This is a genomic window from Corynebacterium sp., assembly GCF_022712275.1.
Taxonomy (GTDB): domain Bacteria; phylum Actinomycetota; class Actinomycetes; order Mycobacteriales; family Mycobacteriaceae; genus Corynebacterium.
Window position 1 is genome coordinate 29,377 of the sequence record NZ_JALAGU010000022.1, and the last position, 15,461, is coordinate 44,837.

At 67.3% G+C, this 15,461-nt stretch carries 12 protein-coding genes; 5 read left to right on the forward strand and 7 right to left on the reverse strand.

The window, feature by feature from the left end:
• Nucleotides 1–24: 24 nt before the first annotated feature.
• From dop to Q0A27_RS04090, 4 genes are all read right to left on the reverse strand, one after another.
• Nucleotides 25–1,551 carry a depupylase/deamidase Dop gene (dop, locus tag Q0A27_RS04075; RefSeq protein ID WP_291473794.1) on the reverse strand — a complete coding sequence of 509 codons (1,527 nt, stop codon included), beginning with the start codon at nt 1,549–1,551 and terminating at the stop codon, nt 25–27.
• Nucleotides 1,548–3,194 (reverse strand): proteasome ATPase, encoded by a 1,647-nt coding sequence (gene arc / locus Q0A27_RS04080; protein ID WP_291473795.1) that lies wholly within the window; start codon nt 3,192–3,194, stop codon nt 1,548–1,550. Before arc ends, dop begins: the two co-directional genes overlap by 4 nt.
• Nucleotides 3,195–3,250: 56 nt before the next feature.
• Nucleotides 3,251–4,087, reverse strand: a complete 837-nt coding sequence (locus Q0A27_RS04085) for a tRNA (adenine-N1)-methyltransferase (RefSeq protein WP_291473796.1) — start codon at nt 4,085–4,087, stop codon at nt 3,251–3,253.
• A gap of 217 nt (nt 4,088–4,304) precedes the next feature.
• Complete coding sequence (locus Q0A27_RS04090) at nt 4,305–6,245, reverse strand: thioredoxin domain-containing protein (RefSeq protein WP_291473797.1); 1,941 nt, start codon at nt 6,243–6,245, stop codon at nt 4,305–4,307.
• A gap of 22 nt (nt 6,246–6,267) precedes the next feature.
• Here Q0A27_RS04090 and Q0A27_RS04095 point away from each other — a divergent pair, with 22 nt between their 5' ends.
• Genes Q0A27_RS04095 through Q0A27_RS04115 form a run of 5 tightly spaced genes read left to right on the forward strand, consistent with a single transcriptional unit; the run spans nt 6,268 to nt 11,984 of the window.
• On the forward strand, nt 6,268–6,945 hold the full coding sequence (locus tag Q0A27_RS04095; RefSeq protein WP_291473798.1) for a YoaK family protein: 678 nt from the start codon (nt 6,268–6,270) through the stop codon (nt 6,943–6,945).
• Nucleotides 6,946–6,978: 33 nt separating this feature from the next.
• A complete protein-coding gene (locus Q0A27_RS04100) occupies nt 6,979–8,385 on the forward strand; it encodes an FAD-linked oxidase C-terminal domain-containing protein (protein ID WP_291473799.1) in 1,407 nt (468 codons plus the stop codon).
• A 14-nt stretch (nt 8,386–8,399) separates the two neighbouring features.
• On the forward strand, nt 8,400–9,776 hold the full coding sequence (locus Q0A27_RS04105) for an FAD-linked oxidase C-terminal domain-containing protein (RefSeq protein ID WP_291473888.1): 1,377 nt from the start codon (nt 8,400–8,402) through the stop codon (nt 9,774–9,776).
• The gene (locus Q0A27_RS04110) at nt 9,769–11,151 is read left to right on the forward strand and encodes an FAD-linked oxidase C-terminal domain-containing protein (protein ID WP_291473800.1); all 1,383 of its coding nucleotides are present in this window, start codon (nt 9,769–9,771) and stop codon (nt 11,149–11,151) included. The genes Q0A27_RS04105 and Q0A27_RS04110 overlap by 8 nt, the downstream gene beginning before the upstream one ends.
• Nucleotides 11,148–11,984: a RecB family exonuclease gene (locus tag Q0A27_RS04115; RefSeq protein ID WP_291473801.1), complete on the forward strand. Its 837-nt coding sequence runs from the start codon at nt 11,148–11,150 to the stop codon at nt 11,982–11,984. The genes Q0A27_RS04110 and Q0A27_RS04115 overlap by 4 nt, the downstream gene beginning before the upstream one ends.
• A 34-nt stretch (nt 11,985–12,018) precedes the next feature.
• Here Q0A27_RS04115 and Q0A27_RS15015 read toward each other — a convergent pair whose 3' ends face one another.
• The 3 genes from Q0A27_RS15015 to aspA form a co-directional block, all read right to left on the reverse strand.
• Nucleotides 12,019–12,324 carry a helix-turn-helix transcriptional regulator gene (locus Q0A27_RS15015; protein WP_367273305.1) on the reverse strand — a complete coding sequence of 102 codons (306 nt, stop codon included), beginning with the start codon at nt 12,322–12,324 and terminating at the stop codon, nt 12,019–12,021.
• A 604-nt stretch (nt 12,325–12,928) separates the two neighbouring features.
• Nucleotides 12,929–13,861 (reverse strand): Sir2 family NAD-dependent protein deacetylase, encoded by a 933-nt coding sequence (locus tag Q0A27_RS04120; protein ID WP_291473802.1) that lies wholly within the window; start codon nt 13,859–13,861, stop codon nt 12,929–12,931.
• A gap of 29 nt (nt 13,862–13,890) precedes the next feature.
• Nucleotides 13,891–15,402: an aspartate ammonia-lyase gene (gene aspA, locus Q0A27_RS04125; protein ID WP_291473889.1), complete on the reverse strand. Its 1,512-nt coding sequence runs from the start codon at nt 15,400–15,402 to the stop codon at nt 13,891–13,893.
• Between the last annotated feature and the right edge of the window lie 59 nt (nt 15,403–15,461).

Genomic DNA, 15,461 nt, shown 5'->3' on the forward strand with positions numbered 1-15,461 from the left:
TTCTTCAGGCTAGCAGTCGGCCGCTCAATCGAGGCCGAGGACACTCTCCGGCATGATCTCCGTGAGCACGGCGATGAGGCCGGCGGCGTCGGTGACAGTCGCCAGGGCGTCCTCCAGCTCCGCCGCAGTGGCGCGGGAGGGGTCCGACAGCAGGACGCGGGTCGCGGACGAGCCGGCGCAGGGGACGTCGAGGATCAGCGAGTCCCAGTTCGCGGCGAGAAGCTGGTCCGGGAACCGGCGGGCGACTTCTCCACGCAGCCAGGCACGGGTGGTGGTCGGCGGTGTGGTCACCGCGGCGCGGACCTCCTCGGGCGGAACCAGGGTACGGATCCGACCCTTGCGTACCAGCGCGTTGTAGAGGCCCTTCGCCGGGTCGATGTCGTGGTACTGGATGTCGACCATCGCCAGGCGAGGATCGGTCCACTCCAGGCCGCGGGCCCGGTAGGCGTTGAGCAGCGACAGCTTCGCCGTCCAGTCCAGACGGTCCGAGGTGGTCATCGGGTCCCCGGCAAGATCGTCGAGGATGTCGCCCCACACGTCGAGGACCAGCTGGTCGTGCCCGACGAGGCTGTCGGCCAGCGCTTCGGTGACCCGGTTCCGGATCTCCTGCTGGATCTGCACCGCGGTCATCTCCCGGTTGCCGTAGAGCCGCACCGGGTGGGTGCACTCCAGGTCACGGGAAATCTCGCGGACCGCCGCCACCGGTTCGTAGAGGGCGATGTCGGAGAAGTCGACCCCGGCGCCGACGGCGTCGAGCACCAGGGCGGTGGTTCCGATCTTGAGGAAAGTCGCGAACTCCGAGAGGTTGGCGTCCCCGATGATGACGTGCATCCGTGCCCAGTCCGAGCCGGAGTGCGGCTCATCGCGGGTGTTGATGATGCCGCGGTTCAGCGTGGTCTCCAGGGAGACGGTCGTCTCGATGTAGTCGGCACGCTGGCTGATCTGGAAGCCCGGATTCTGCCCGGACTCCCCCAGCCCGACGCGTCCGGCACCGGTGTAGACCTGCCGGGTGACGAAGTGCGGGATGAGGGCGGCCTGGACCGCCTCGGCGTCGTAGCTGCGCGGGTAGAGGTAGTTCTCGTGGGCGCCGTAGGACGCGCCCTTGCCGTCGACGTTGTTCTTGTGGATCTGCAGGCGGGGCTGGTCCTCGACCTGCCCGGAGGCTACCGCGGCCTCATGCATCATCAGTTCGCCGGCCTTGTCCCAGATCACCGCGTCCCAGGCGTCCGTCGTCTCCGGCGAGGAGTACTCGGGGTGGGCGTGGTCGACGTAGAACCGGGCCCCGGAGGTGGTGACCACGTTGGCGTTACCCAGGGCGTTCGGGTCGATCACCGGGGCGGTGCGGTAACGGCGCAGGTCGAAACCACGCACGTCACGCAGCGGGGACTCCTGTGCGTAGTCCCACCGGGTCCGTCGGTTCACCCCGGCACCGGAGGACGCTGCATAGGCGATCACGGCCTGGGTGGAGGTGTCGATCGGGCTGGCGGTGGGTTCGTCGGGGGCGATGATCCCGAACTCGGTCTCGGTCCCGATGATGCGCTTCGGGGTCATACGGTGACCTCCTGCCGGTGGACGGTGATGTCGACCACACGACGGGAACTGTGGCCGGAGATCCTGGCCCACTCCGCCGGGTTGGTGGTGTCCGGCAGATCGTCATTGTCGTGGCACTCCTGGGCGACCGCCAGGTCGATGTGCTCGGCGGAGATGCCGGACCCGGTGCCGCGCAGGGCGTCCTTGATGGCGAACTTCTTCGCCCGGTCGACGATATTTGCCAGCATCGCGCCCGAGGCGAAGTCACCGTAGAACAGGTCGCGGGCGGAGCCGTCGGAGAAGTGCAGGGTGAGAAACGGCCGGGCGTGGGAGAACAGGCCGTTGACGACCCGTTCCCGCAGTTCGGCGGCAGTGGTCCCGGATGCCAGGGGCAACGCGTCGGTGAGGTACTTACCGAGGATGTCCAGGGACGCTTCCCGGTCAGGCCGCTGCACCCGGATCTTCACGTCGAGGCGGCCGGGACGCAGGATCGCCGGGTCGATGAGCTCCTCACGGTTGGATGCACCGATGACGATGACATTGCGCAGCCCCTCCACACCGTCGATCTCGGCGAGCAGCTGCGGTACGACCGTGGACTCCACGTCCGAGGAGACACCGGTACCACGGGTGCGGAAGATGGCCTCCATCTCGTCGAAGAAGATGATCACCGGGGCGCCGGCGGAGGCGATCTTGCGGGCCCGCTCGAAGATCAGGCGGATCTGTCGTTCGGTCTCACCGACGAACTTGTTGAGCAGCTCCGGGCCCTTGATGTTGAGGAAGTAGGAGTGCGATCCACCGGTACCGCCGTCGGCCGATCCCTCGCCGGCGGCGTCCATCCGACGCGCCAGGGACGACGCCACGGCTTTGGCGATCAGCGTCTTACCGCAGCCGGGAGGGCCGTAGAGCAGCACTCCCTTCGGCGGCAGCAGGCCGTAGTCCCGGTAGAGCTCCGGGTGCAGGAACGGCAGCTCCACCGCATCGTGCAGCTGCTCGATCTGGCTGGTCAGTCCGCCGATGTCGGAGTAGTCGACGTCCGGCACCTCCTCGAGCACCAGGTTCTCCACCTCGGCACGGGTGATGACCTCGAAGGCGTACCCGGCGCGACGGTCGACGACGACCGAGTCGCCGGGGCCGACCTGCTTCGCCTCGATTTCGGAGGTCAGGGCACCCGCGCATTTCATGAGGGACTCCTCGCCGAGTTTGTCGGCGACGACGATGCGGGACGCGTCGATGACCTCGACGACGGAGGCGAGGTCACCGGCGTCGGTGGTGCCGCACACCTCGACGACCTGGGAGCCCTCCCCCAGACGCACCAGGGCGCCGGGGGTCAGGTCGATGCGGTCGACATTGGGGCTGACCATCAGACGCATCCGGCGGCCGGCGGTGTGGACCTCGGCGGTGAAGGCGTCCGGGCCGGTCTCCAGGAGGGTGCCATAGGTGCTGGGCGGCTCCGCCAGGGCGTCCAGTCGGCCGTTGAGCTCGTCGAGCTTGTCACGGCTGGCCTTGAGGAGCTCGGTGAGCTTGGCGTTGCGGGTTCCGAGGGTCCGGTTGGCCAGCTGGAGCTGGCGGTAGGACTCGGGACCAGAGTCCACGGGAGAGGTGGGGCCGCCGGTGCCTGCGGGGCGGGCGTCTGCTGTGGTGTGGTTAGCCGGGCCGTTGGTCATGGCCACAGTCTACAAGGGAGGTAACCCTGTGTTGGCCGCTACCGGTCAACAGGGTGTTACTTCCGTGCCCGGCGCTGCGGACGCGGGGCGACGGTGCCGTCTGCGAGGCGTCGGGCCCAGACGAGGAAGGCGGTGTGGGCGTTCATCCGGTGCTCCGGGCGGGTGGCCAGGCCCTCGACCTTCCACTCGCGGACCAGGGACTCCCACGCCTTCGGCTCGGTGAAGCACCTGAGCTCGCGGATGCCCTCCATGACCTTCATCAGCTGCGGCACGGTGGCCACGTAGGTCATGAAGACGCCGCCGGGGATCAGCAGGTCGCGGACGGTCTCGAGGCACTCCCAGGGGGCGAGCATGTCGAGGATGACGCGGTCGACGGGACCGTCGGTGTCCGCCACGGTGACGTCCTTGAGATCACCGAGGCGCAGGTCCCAGTTCTCCGGGTGGCCACCCATGTACTCGGTGACGTTGTCCTCGGCGTAGTCGAGGTGGTCCTCGCGGATCTCGTAGGAGATGAGCTTGCCGTGGTCACCGATGGCGCGCAGCAGGGTCATCGACAGGGCACCGGAGCCGGCACCGGCCTCCAGGACCTTGGCGCCGGGGAAGATGTCGCCCTCGACGAGGATCTGGGCGGCGTCCTTGGGGTAGATGACCGCGGCACCGCGCGGCATGGAGAGCACGTGGTCGACGAGGAGGTGCCGGAAGCACAGGTACTCGCCGCCGACGTGGGACATCACGACGGTTCCCTCGTCCTTGCCGATGATGTCGTCGTGCCTGATCTGCCCCTTGTGGGTGAAGTAGCTCTCCCCTGTCTCCAGGGTGATGGTGTAGTGCCTGCGCTTGGCGTCGGTGAGCTGGACCCGGTCGCCGGGCTGGAACGGACCGGAGTAGGCCACGGGGTTCCCCTTAACTGTCGAAGTCGTGAACCTGGCCAGTCTAGAGCAGCCGGGGTCTTATCCCTCTCATTCCCCTACCCACCGGCGCAGTTCCGCCGCACCCCGTTCCAGTCCGCCCGGCCGGACAGGGACGGCAGATTCGGGTTGCGACGGGACGCCGTGGACCAGGCTCACCGCTGTCACCGGGACCAGCCGTGATTTCCCGGGTGTATATCCGTCACTCCCCCAGCTGCTGCGCCACGCCACAGACTCCGGCGCGGCAGATCTGGACCACCGGACCGTCCCCGTCAGGCAGCGTCCCGATGATCCCGGCCCCGTCCTCGACGCGCAGGATCAGCGCGGAGGTGCCCAGGTCCGCACGGAGGGAGACGAGCTGCTCAGTGGACGCTCCCCTCGTCACCGCGGTCACCGGCCCGGCGAGATGCGCCTCCAGGGAGCACAACCAGCCACCGGCACCCGCGAGATGACGTTCCACGGTCTCGGCATGGGCGTCGAGGATACGACGGGCCTCGACGAGCCAGCGGTTCCCCAACTCGTGGAGATCCGGATCCGCGGCAGACTGCGCCAGGCGTCCTGCGTAGGTCAGGGCCTCGGCGAACACCCCGACTGCCGCCGGTGTCGCCCCGTCATAGGGCTCGCGGGGACGCACCCCGGTGCCCGCCACGGCCTCGGCGTCGTCGTACCAGGTCCCGCGATCGCGGGAGAAGACGAGCTGGGTGTAGCTGACCAGCTCACTGACCTCGCTGACGAGGTCCTCGCCGTGTTCCCAGGCACGCACCGTGGCCAGCAGCAGCCAGGCGCAGTCCTCGAGCGTGCCCGGGGCACCGGGACAGCGGGTGACGTCGAGGACAGTGCCCTCGTCATTGGTGAGTACCGCCTGCTCCCGGAGCGCGGCCGTGGCACGCGGCCCCTCCGGATCCCCGGCTTCCGTCAGTGCGACGGCTGCCATGGCGTTCCAGGCGGTGATGACCTTGTCGTCGATGCCCGGCTGAGTACGCTGCGCCCTCGCTGCCAGCAGGGCCTGACGGACCTGATCGTCCGGGGCGTCTCCTCTCAGGGTGAGCACGGACCGGCCGTCGAGCTGGCCCGCGGGGGACACTCCATAGGCGGTGGAGACGGAATCGGCGTCCTGTCCGACAACCGCGGCGATCTCCGACGGTGTCCAGGTGTAGGTCAGCCCCTCCACGCCGTCGGCGTCGGCGTCCAGACTGCTGACGAAGAGAGCGCCGGTTCCGGTCCGCATGTCCGCGGTCAGGAATGCACAGGTCAGCTCTGCCGCACGCCGGACCAGCTCATCCTCGGGACGGTGCGCCAGGTACGCCGACATTGCGCGCACCAGCAGCGCATTGTCGTAGAGGGTCTTCTCGAAGTGCGGGACGGTCCACGTGGCGTCCACACAGTAGCGGTGGAACCCGCCGCCGAGCTGGTCGAACAGGCCACCGCGGACCATGTCGTGGAGGGTCGATTCCACCCGGTCGAGGGCAGCGTCCTTCACCGGGGTGTTCTGCGCGCCCTCCTGCTCGGCGTAGCGCACCAGTCCCAGCAGCGCGGCCGACGGCGGGAACGTCGGTGCACCCTCGACCACTCCGGCACCGGCGGCGACGATCCGTGCCGGGAGTGCCTCGGTGTCCTCGTCGGCGTGCCAGGACGCCGACCCTCCCTCCTCTGACGCCGCTGCCAGGGTGTGGGTGAGCTTGCCGGCCACGGCGTCCACCTGCGCCCGGTCCTCCCGCCAGGTGCGCACGAGTGCCGCGAGCAACTGCGTGAGCTGGTCGGGCCGGAAGTAGGTGCCGGCGAAGAACGGCCGGCCGTCGGCGTCGGTGACCACCGTCATCGGCCAACCACCCTGCCCGGTGAGGGCCTGGGTGGCCTGCATGTAGACGGCGTCGACGCCCGGATGCTGCTCCCGGTCGACCTTCACCGTCACGAAACCGGCGTTGATCTGTGCGGCGATGTCCGGATCGGAGAAACTCTCCCGCGCCATGACATGGCACCAGTGGCAGGTGGCGTAACCGATCGACAGGAAGACAGGGACATCCCGGCGGCGAGCCTCAGCGAACGCCTCCGGACCCCACGGCCACCAGTCGACAGGGTTGTCGGCGTGCTGGCGCAGGTACGGGGAGGTTGAGTCAGCGAGTCTGTTCGGAGTGGTGGACATGCCCCCACGGTAGCGTGGACGCGTGCACACCTACCGACGTGGTGAACAGCTGCTCGCTGTCGCCCTCACCGTTCTCGCAGGGTTCGTCGACTCCGTCGGCTTCCTCTACCTCGGTGGCGTCTTCCTGTCCTTCATGTCCGGAAACACCACCCGCTTCGCCACCGCCGCGGTCGAGGGCGACGGAAGCCTCGCCGTTCTCGCAGGCAGCTGCCTCGGACTGTTCCTCGGCGGCGTGATCCTCGGTGCGCTGGTCCACCGACTCGCGCGGAACCGGTGGGAGCTGACCCGGGGGCGGGAGGCGGTGATGGTCACCGTCACCCTCCTCTTCGGCCTTTCCGCACTGCTTGTCGCCCTCGACGCCGAGCGTGCGGCCATGCTGGTGCTCTCCGTCGGCATCGGTGCCCTCAACAGCGTCTTCGAACGCGACGGGGAGGTTGCGGTCCCGCTGACCTACATGACCGGCACACTGGTGAAGATGGGCCAGCGACTGGTGGACGCCTTCTTCGGCGGCGAGCATATCCGCTGGATCTCCCATCTGCTGCTGTGGCTGGGCCTGGCGGTCGGTGCGGTGGGCGGTGCCGTGGTTTTCGAGACCCTGGGCATCTCCACGGTCTACGTCATCGCCGGCTACATGCTGCTGCTCACGGTGGTCAGTCAGGTGGTGCGCGAGGGGCGTCGACGCGCCGGGCTGCCGCTGTAAAAGCCTGTTCAGCCGCGGACTACAGTCAGGTGTATGAGCACTGTTGACACTGTTGACGCCGACCTCGATGCTGAGCTGGGTTCCCTCCTCACCGGGTCTCTGATCACGGACCCTGACATCCTCGCCACCTTCTCCCGCGACGAGTCCCTCTACTCCCCGGACGGGACGCCGCTCGCCCTGGTCCGGGCGCATTCGGTCGACGATGTGGTCGCCACGATGCGTGTCGCCTACGCCCACGGTATCCCGGTGGTGCCCCAGGGCGCACGCTCGGGTATCTCGGGCGGGGCGAATGCGGTGGACGGCTGCATTCTCCTGTCGGTCAAGTCCATGGACCGGATTCTTGCGGTGGACGAGGAGAACAAGACGGTCACCGTCGAACCCGGGATCATCAACCTGGACCTGAAGAATGCGCTGCGCCCCTACGGGCTGGCCTACCCGCCGGACCCCGGTTCGGTGGCGATGTGTTCGATCGGCGGGAACATCGCGACCAATGCCGGTGGCATGTGCTGCGTGAAGTACGGCGTGACCCGTGAGTACGTCCGCAAACTGAAGGTCGTGCTCGCCGACGGGACGCTGACCCGGCTCGGGCACCGCACCGTCAAGGGTGTCGCCGGGCTCGACCTGGCAGGGCTGTTCACCGGCTCTGAAGGCACCCTCGGCGTCATCGTCGAAGCCACCCTCAAGCTCGTTCCACTGGGCCCGGATCCGCTCTCTGCCCTCGCGACCTTCTCCACAGTCAGGGCTGCAGTGCAGACCGTGGCGGCGTACATGGCCACGGGTGCGACCCCTTCCCTGCTGGAGATGATGGATGCGAAGACCATCGGCATGATCAACGCCCTCGGGGACTTCGGTCTCGACGAGTCGGTCGGTGCAGTGCTCATCATGCAGTCGGACTCCACCACCGCTGCTGCGGATACCGAGGCCTTTGCCACAGTGGCGACCGACAACGGTGCCCACGACGTCGCCTTCGCCGACAATGCCCGGGACTCCGAGATGCTTGTCGCCGCCCGCCGGTCCGCCCAGCCGGCCTGGGAGCACTACGCCCGGGCGCACGGTGGCGGACAGCTGCTCGACGACGTCTGCATCCCGCGCTCGGCCATGGCGGAGTTCTGCGACCGGGTGGACGCCATCAGCGCGTCCACCGGTGCGATGGTCGCCGTGATCGCCCACGCCGGCGACGGCAACATGCACCCGTCGGTCTTCTTCGACACCGCCGACGAGGCCTCTGTCGCCCGTGCCAGGGACGCCTTCGACCAGATCATGGCGCTGGGACTCGAACTCGGCGGCACGATCACCGGTGAACACGGTGTGGGTAACCTGAAGTCGGAATGGCTGGCCAGGGAACTCGACGAGGGCAACCGTCGCCTGCACCGTTCAATCAAGGACGCCGTGGACCCCACCGGCATCCTCAATCCCGGAAAGATGCTGGAGCACCTGTGACCGACGCCGCTGCCATGCTTGACACCCTCGCCGCACAACTCACCGGTTCGCTGACCACCGACCCGGATGTCCTGGCCACCCACTCTCTCGACGAGTCCGAGCACCGGCCCGACGGAGCCGCCCTCGCCCTGGTCCGGGCGTCCTGCGTCGACGACGTGGTCGCCACGATGAGCTTCGCCTACGCCCACGGCATCCCCGTGATCCCGCAGGGCGCGCGCTCCGGACTGTCCGGTGGTGCCTGCGCCGTCGACGGGTGCATCCTGCTGTCTGTCAGGGCCATGGACCGGATCATCTCCGTGGACGAGGAGAACAAGACCGTCACCGTCGAACCCGGCATCATCAATCTGGACCTGAAGAACGCGCTGCGGCCTTACGGGCTGGCCTATCCTCCGGACCCCGGTTCGGTGGCGATGTGCTCGATCGGCGGGAACATCGCCACGAACGCCGGCGGTATGTGCTGTGTGAAGTACGGCGTGACCCGCGAGTACGTCCGTGAGATCACCGTCGTCCTCGCCGACGGGACCGTTACCCGGCTCGGCCACCGGACCGTGAAGGGGGTGGCCGGCCTGGACCTCACCGCCCTGTTCACCGGCTCAGAGGGCACCCTCGGCGTCATCGTCGAGGCCACACTCAAGCTCGTGCCGCTGGGCACAGACCCGCTGAGTGCCCTGGCGACCTTCCCCGACGTGCGTACCGCCACCGAAGCCGTTGCCGCCTACACGGCCACCGGGGCCACTCCGTCGATGCTGGAGATGATGGACGGCATTTCCATCGGCTTCATCAACGCCATCGGCGACTTCGGCATGGACGACTCGGTCGGAGCAGTCCTCATCATGCAGTCCGACTCGACCACTGCAGCGGAGGACACCGAGGCCTTCGCCGCGATCTCCCGGGACCACGGAGCCGTCGACGTCGCTTTCGCCGACAATGCCCTGGACTCCGAGATGCTTGTCGCCGCCCGCCGCTCCGTCCAGCCCGGCAATGAGCACTACGCCCGCGCCCACGGCGGTGGGCAGCTCATCGACGATGTCTGCGTCCCCCGCTCCCACCTCGCCGAGTTCTGTTCCGGGGTCGAGGCGATCCGCGAGGAGACCGGGACGATGATCGCGCTGGTCGCCCACGCCGGCGACGGCAACGTCCATCCCTCCGTCTTCTATGACCAGCAGGACGCCGCCTCCCGGGCAGCGGCTACCGGGGCCTTCGACCGGATCATGGCACTGGGGCTGGCCCTGGGCGGCACGATCACCGGTGAGCACGGGGTCGGCGTCCTCAAGGCGGAGTGGCTGGCCAGGGAACTCGACGAGGGCAACCGCCACCTGCACCGCGTCATCAAGGATGCGGTGGACCCCACCGGCATCCTGAGCCCCGGTAAAATGCTGCACTATGTCTGACCTCGCCACTCTCGCCGACCAGCTGACCGGTCCGCTCTCCACCGACCCGGACATCCTGGAGACCTTCTCCTCCGATGAATCGGTGTACCGTGCCGACGGCAGCGCCCTGGCCCTTGTCCGCGCGCACTCGGTCGACGATGTCGTCGCGACCATGCGTTTCGCCCACGCCCACGGGATCCCCGTGGTCCCCCAGGGTGCGCGCTCGGGACTCTCAGGTGGCGCCTGCGCCGTGGACGGCTGCATACTGCTGTCGGTGCGGAACATGGACCGGATCCTCGAGGTCGACGAGGAGAACAAGACCGTCACCGTCGAACCCGGCATCATCAACAAGGACCTCAAGGACGCGCTGAAGACGAAGGGCCTGGCCTACCCGCCGGACCCGGGTTCCTACGCGATGTGCTCGATCGGCGGGAACATCGCCACGAACGCCGGCGGCATGTGCTGCGTAAAGTACGGGGTGACACGCGAGTACGTCCGTGAGATCAAGGTCGTCCTCGCCGACGGAACCCTGACGCGCCTCGGTCACCGCACCGTCAAGGGCGTCGCCGGCCTGGATCTCACCTCACTGTTCACCGGTTCGGAGGGAAACCTCGGCGTCATCGTCGAAGCGACCCTCAAGCTCGTGCCGCTGGGTCCCGATCCGCTGAGCGCCCTGGCGACCTTCCCCTCGGTCACCGCCGCCGCGTCCGCCGTCTCCGCGTACATGCGCACCGGAGCCACACCGTCCCTGTTGGAGATGATGGACGGTACGACCGTCGGCATGGTCCAGGACATGACGGATTTCGGTCTTGATGCCTCGGTCGGTGCGGTCCTCATCATGCAGTCCGATTCCACTACCGCGTCCGCGGACGCCGAGGCCTTCGCCGACATCGCGCAGGAACACGGTGCTGTCGATGTCGCCTTCGCCGACAACCCGGACGACTCCGAGATGCTGGTGGCCGCCCGACGTTCCGCCCAGACAGCCTTCGAGCACTATGCGCAGTCCCACGGTGGCGGGCAGATGCTCGATGACGTGTGCGTTCCCCGTGACAGGCTGGCGGAGTTCTGCGACGGGATCACCCGCATCGGTGAGGCGACCGGGATCCGGGTCGCCGTCATCGCCCACGCCGGTGACGGCAACACCCACCCCTCGGTCTTCTTCGACAACGACGACCCGGCATCCGTCACCGCCGGTTACGACGCCTTCTACCGGATCATGGAGCTGGGCCTGGAGCTCGGCGGCACGATCACCGGTGAGCACGGCGTGGGTGCGCTGAAGGCGGAGTGGCTGGCCAAGGAGCTCGACGAAGGCAACCGCCACCTGCACCGTGAGATCAAGAACGCCGTCGACCCGACGGGTATCCTCAACCCCGGAAAGATGCTGTCCCGCCTGTGACTTCTGAGTCTGCTTTACCCGCTCCCGCGAAGCGTCGCCCGCTCGCCCTGTCCCCCTCCCGCGTCGGAGACTACAACCAGTGCCCGCTGCTCTACCGCTTCCGGGCGATCGACCGACTGCCCGAGCCCAGCACCGTCGCCCAGGTCAAGGGGACGCTGGTCCATGCGGTCCTGGAGGAACTGCACGGTCTCCCGCGCGCGGAGCGCACCTACCCGGCGGCGGTGAAGATGCTCAAGCCGCACTGGGCGGCGATGACGGCGAAGGACCCGCTGCTGGATGAGCTGGTGCCGGAGTCCGACTACATGGACTTCCTCGTCGCCTCCCGTGACCTGGTCAAGGGCTACTTCCTCATGGAGAACCCGGAAGCCTTCGACGCGGACTCGATGGAGAAGTTCGTCGACCTCACCCTGCCGAACGGGGTGCCGGTGCGCGGCTTCATCGACCGCGTGGATGTCGCCCCCACCGGCGAAGTCCGTGTTGTCGACTACAAGACCGGGAAGAAGCCGATCCCCCGGTTCGCCGGTCAGGCGATGTTCCAGATGCGGTTCTACGCCCTGGTGTGGTGGCGGCTCTACGACCACATCCCCGAGCAGCTGCGGTTGATGTACCTCAAGGTCCGGGACGACATGGTGCTCTCACCGACCCCGGCAGAGCTCAACTACGTGGAGAAGGACCTCGGCCGTATCTGGGACGCTGTGGGCACCGACGCCCGGTCCGGTAGCTTCGCGCCGAAGACCTCGAAGCTGTGCGGCTGGTGTTCCTTCCAGAAGATCTGCCCCGCCTTCAACGGCACCCCGCCGGAATATCCGGGAGTGCCGCCCGAGTTCGCGTGAAGAGACAGGTCGCAAGTTCGACGAGCTACCTCAATTAGCTTTGGAACCCGGTCACTCGGGTCTGCACGCGGTACTCACCAGGAGTCTGCCCGAACCGCTTTCGGAATGCCGAGATGAATCCGGTGGTGCTTGTATACCCGACGGCGGTGCAGACATCTGTCAGTGGTAGTTTCCCATCGAGCAGTGGGAGAGCTGCGGTGAGTCGCACTTCGGTGAGCCGTTCTCGGTAGCTCTTTCCGGTTTCTTCCTGGAACTTCCTGTGCACCGTTCTTTCATTTCCCCCGGGCTTCTCGGTGAGGTCCTTGAGTGGGATACGGCGGCCCGGGTCACGCGTCACCATTTCGGCGATCGCGCGTGCTCGCGAATCGGTCGGCAGGAGGACCCGGCCCTGGGACTGCCCTGGAAGGCCTGGGCCACCACCTTCAGCACAGTATCGATCCCGGGAACAACACCGCCCACCGTTTCGTGCGAGGCGTGACCGCTGTCGACGTCGTCGCCGATTGTCAGGAGGAGCAGGCTGACGTGGTGATTGCCGACCATGCGGCTGCGCGGGTCGTGGAGAAGCTTCGGGGACGCGACATGGTGAGAACGGAGGGTGGTACACAGGCACTTCGTCGGACGGTGAATGCCCGACTGCAGATTGAGGGTGAGGAACTGAGCACAGTCTCTGTCCCCCGCCCCTTCGGAGCGCTGATCCTGAAAGCCGCCGCGTATATCACGGATTCCCGGGACCGTGACCGCCATCTGTTCGATGCAGCGGCTCTGCTCGCCTGCATCGATGACCCGTGCGTCGAGCGGGAGGGCTTCACGGGGTCAGATCGAGGTCGCATTGCGATGTGGTTTCGTACCTCGACCAGCTTCATCCGGCATGGCGGATGCTCTCCGAGCCGGACCGCGTGCAGGCACAGATCGCGCCCGACATTCTTGCCGCGTGAAATGCCAGCTCACTCCAGATCAAGTTCATCGAGCAGATCCAGGAACGCCGGGGCGACCGACACCCGCCACAGGACGTCGACCTTCGCATCTGCCCGCCCCGGACCGCCGTTGATGACACTGACCTGCTTGCCCTGCTGCTGCGCGTCCAGTACCAGCCGGTAGCCGCTCATCACCGCCAGCGAGGAGCCGACCACCAGCACCGAGGACGCCTCCTCCACCATCTGGGCCGCCCGCTCACGCCGTGCGACAGGCACCGGTTCCCCGAAGTAGACGACGTCCGGCTTCAGCAGCACCGAACCGCAGACCTCACAGCCGACCATCCGGAACTTCGCGACGTGGGCATCATCCAGCGTCACGTCACCGTCCGGGTTGACCTGCGTGGGATCCGGCCGGATCTCCTCCAGGTAGCCGGGGTTGGCCGCTTCCAGCCGGGCGTCGAAGGACTGTCGCTCTTCGGTGTGCCCGCACTCGAGACAGATCACGCGGGCCAGGTCGCCGTGCAGGGTCAGCAGGTTTCGCGACCCCGCGGCGGCATGCAGACCGTCGACGTTCTGGGTGATGACGCCATCGACCAGGCCGGTGTCCTCGAGTTCGGCGATGGCGTAGTGCGTCGCATTCGGCCGGGCCGTCGCCATCTCCCGCCAGCCGACGAAGGACCGTGCCCAGTACCGGTGCGAGGCCGCCGGATCATGCCGGAATTCCTGGTAGGTCATCGGCCGGTGCCGTCCGAGTGAGCCGTGCGGCCCCCGGTAGTCCGGGATGCCGGAATCCGTGGAGACTCCGGCTCCGGTGATCACGAGGACGCCTCCCCTGCTGAGCTGGGACGCCACTGAGTGCAGCGCGACATCCGGATCAGCGTGCGTCCCGGTCTCCTCGACCACCCGGGCGATGGAACGCAGCGCGGAGCGGTGGGCGAGAGTGACCGCGTCAGGAAGAGCCATGGCCTCAGTGTAGGCCCGTGACCCGAACCCTACGAGTCCAGGAAAAGCTCCCCGCGCCACACCGGGTGCAGCAGGTTCTCGGTGCTCAGCACCTTGTCGAGGGTCTCCTTGTCCAGCAGTTCCATCTCGAGGACGACCTCGGGCACCGACTTGCCGGTCCGGGCACACTCCTTACCCACCAGGTCACCGTTGTGGTGGCCGATGAGCGGGTTGAGGTAGGTGACGATACCGATGGAGTTGTCGACGTAACGGCGGCAGACTTCCGGGTTCGCGGTGATGTCCACCACGCAGAGGGTGCGCAGCGTGGTGCAGGCCCGGGCCAGCAGTCGGATCGACTCGAACAGGGACTGCGAGATCACCGGCTCCATGACATTGAGCTGGAGCTGACCGGCCTCCGCCGCCATCGAGATCGTCACGTCATTGCCGAAGACCTTGAAGCAGATCTGGTTGACGACCTCCGGGATCACCGGGTTGACCTTCGCCGGCATGATCGACGAACCGGCCTGACGCTCCGGCAGGTTGATCTCGTTGAGCCCGGCCCGCGGGCCCGAAGACAGCAGTCGCAGGTCGTTGCAGATCTTCGACAGCTTCATCGCCGCACGCTTGACCACCGAGGACGCGTTGACGTAGGCACCCGTGTCACTGGTGGCCTCCAGCAGATCCCGGGCCGGCTTGATCTCCAGCCCCGTCACCTCCGACAGTGCCGAGGTGACCTGTGCCTGGTAGCCGGCCGGGGCGTTGACCCCGGTCCCGATCGCCGTTCCTCCGAGGTTGACCTCGAGCATGAAATTGGCCGCCCGGTCGAGCTGCGCCTGCTCCTCAGCCAGGTTGCGGGCGAAGGCGGTGAACTCCTCGCCGAGGCTCATCGGCACCGCGTCCTGCAGCTGGGTGCGACCCATCGTGATGATGTCCCGGAACTCGTCGCCTTTGGCGGCGAAGGACCGCTCCAGCGCTCCCAGGTGCTTGATGAGCTCCTGGAACGCGGTGTGGATGCCCAGACGGAATCCCGTCGGGTAGGCGTCATTCGTGGACTGGCTCATGTTGACGTCGTCATTGGGATTGATGACGTCATACCTGCCCTTCTCCTCCCCCAGGTATTCCAGGGCGAGGTTGGCCACCACCTCATTGACGTTCATGTTCGTCGAGGTACCCGCGCCACCCTGGTAGACGTCGATCGGGAACTGGTCCATGCACCGGTGACTGTCGAGGATCTGGTCACAGGCCCAGACGATCGCGTCGGCCTTGTCTCCCGGCAGGGTGTGCAGCCGCCGGTTCGCCAACGCCGCGGCCTTCTTCACCTGCACCATGCCGCGGATGAACTCCGGCAGCTGGTTCAGGGTCGTCCGCGAGATCTGGAAGTTGTCGACCGCCCGCAGCGCGTGGATGCCGTAGTAGGCGTCTGCCGGAACCTCCATCGTGCCGAGGAGATCCTCCTCGGTACGGAAGGAGTCCGCGGAATGTGCCTGGCGGGAGATGGACTCCGCGGAGGTGATGATGTCCGTCGACAACGTCACCGGACGGTAGGTCCGCCCGGTCGGCATGGCGTGCGGATCGTTGCTCGGGTCGGCCTGGGGATCGTTCTGGGAGTCTGACACGGGAC

What these genes read in the sequence shown, in the direction of transcription:
- dop (WP_291473794.1), bottom strand. Translation starts at nt 1,551, where the DNA reads ATGACCCCGAAGCGCATCATCGGGACCGAGACCGAGTTCGGGATCATC.
- arc (WP_291473795.1), bottom strand. Translation starts at nt 3,194, where the DNA reads ATGACCAACGGCCCGGCTAACCACACCACAGCAGACGCCCGCCCCGCA.
- Q0A27_RS04090 (WP_291473797.1), bottom strand. Translation starts at nt 6,245, where the DNA reads ATGTCCACCACTCCGAACAGACTCGCTGACTCAACCTCCCCGTACCTG.
- Q0A27_RS04100 (WP_291473799.1), top strand. Translation starts at nt 6,979, where the DNA reads ATGAGCACTGTTGACACTGTTGACGCCGACCTCGATGCTGAGCTGGGT.
- Q0A27_RS04105 (WP_291473888.1), top strand. Translation starts at nt 8,400, where the DNA reads ATGCTTGACACCCTCGCCGCACAACTCACCGGTTCGCTGACCACCGAC.
- Q0A27_RS04110 (WP_291473800.1), top strand. Translation starts at nt 9,769, where the DNA reads ATGTCTGACCTCGCCACTCTCGCCGACCAGCTGACCGGTCCGCTCTCC.
- Q0A27_RS15015 (WP_367273305.1), bottom strand. Translation starts at nt 12,324, where the DNA reads ATGGTGACGCGTGACCCGGGCCGCCGTATCCCACTCAAGGACCTCACC.
- Q0A27_RS04120 (WP_291473802.1), bottom strand. Translation starts at nt 13,861, where the DNA reads ATGGCTCTTCCTGACGCGGTCACTCTCGCCCACCGCTCCGCGCTGCGT.
- aspA (WP_291473889.1), bottom strand. Translation starts at nt 15,402, where the DNA reads ATGCCGACCGGGCGGACCTACCGTCCGGTGACGTTGTCGACGGACATC.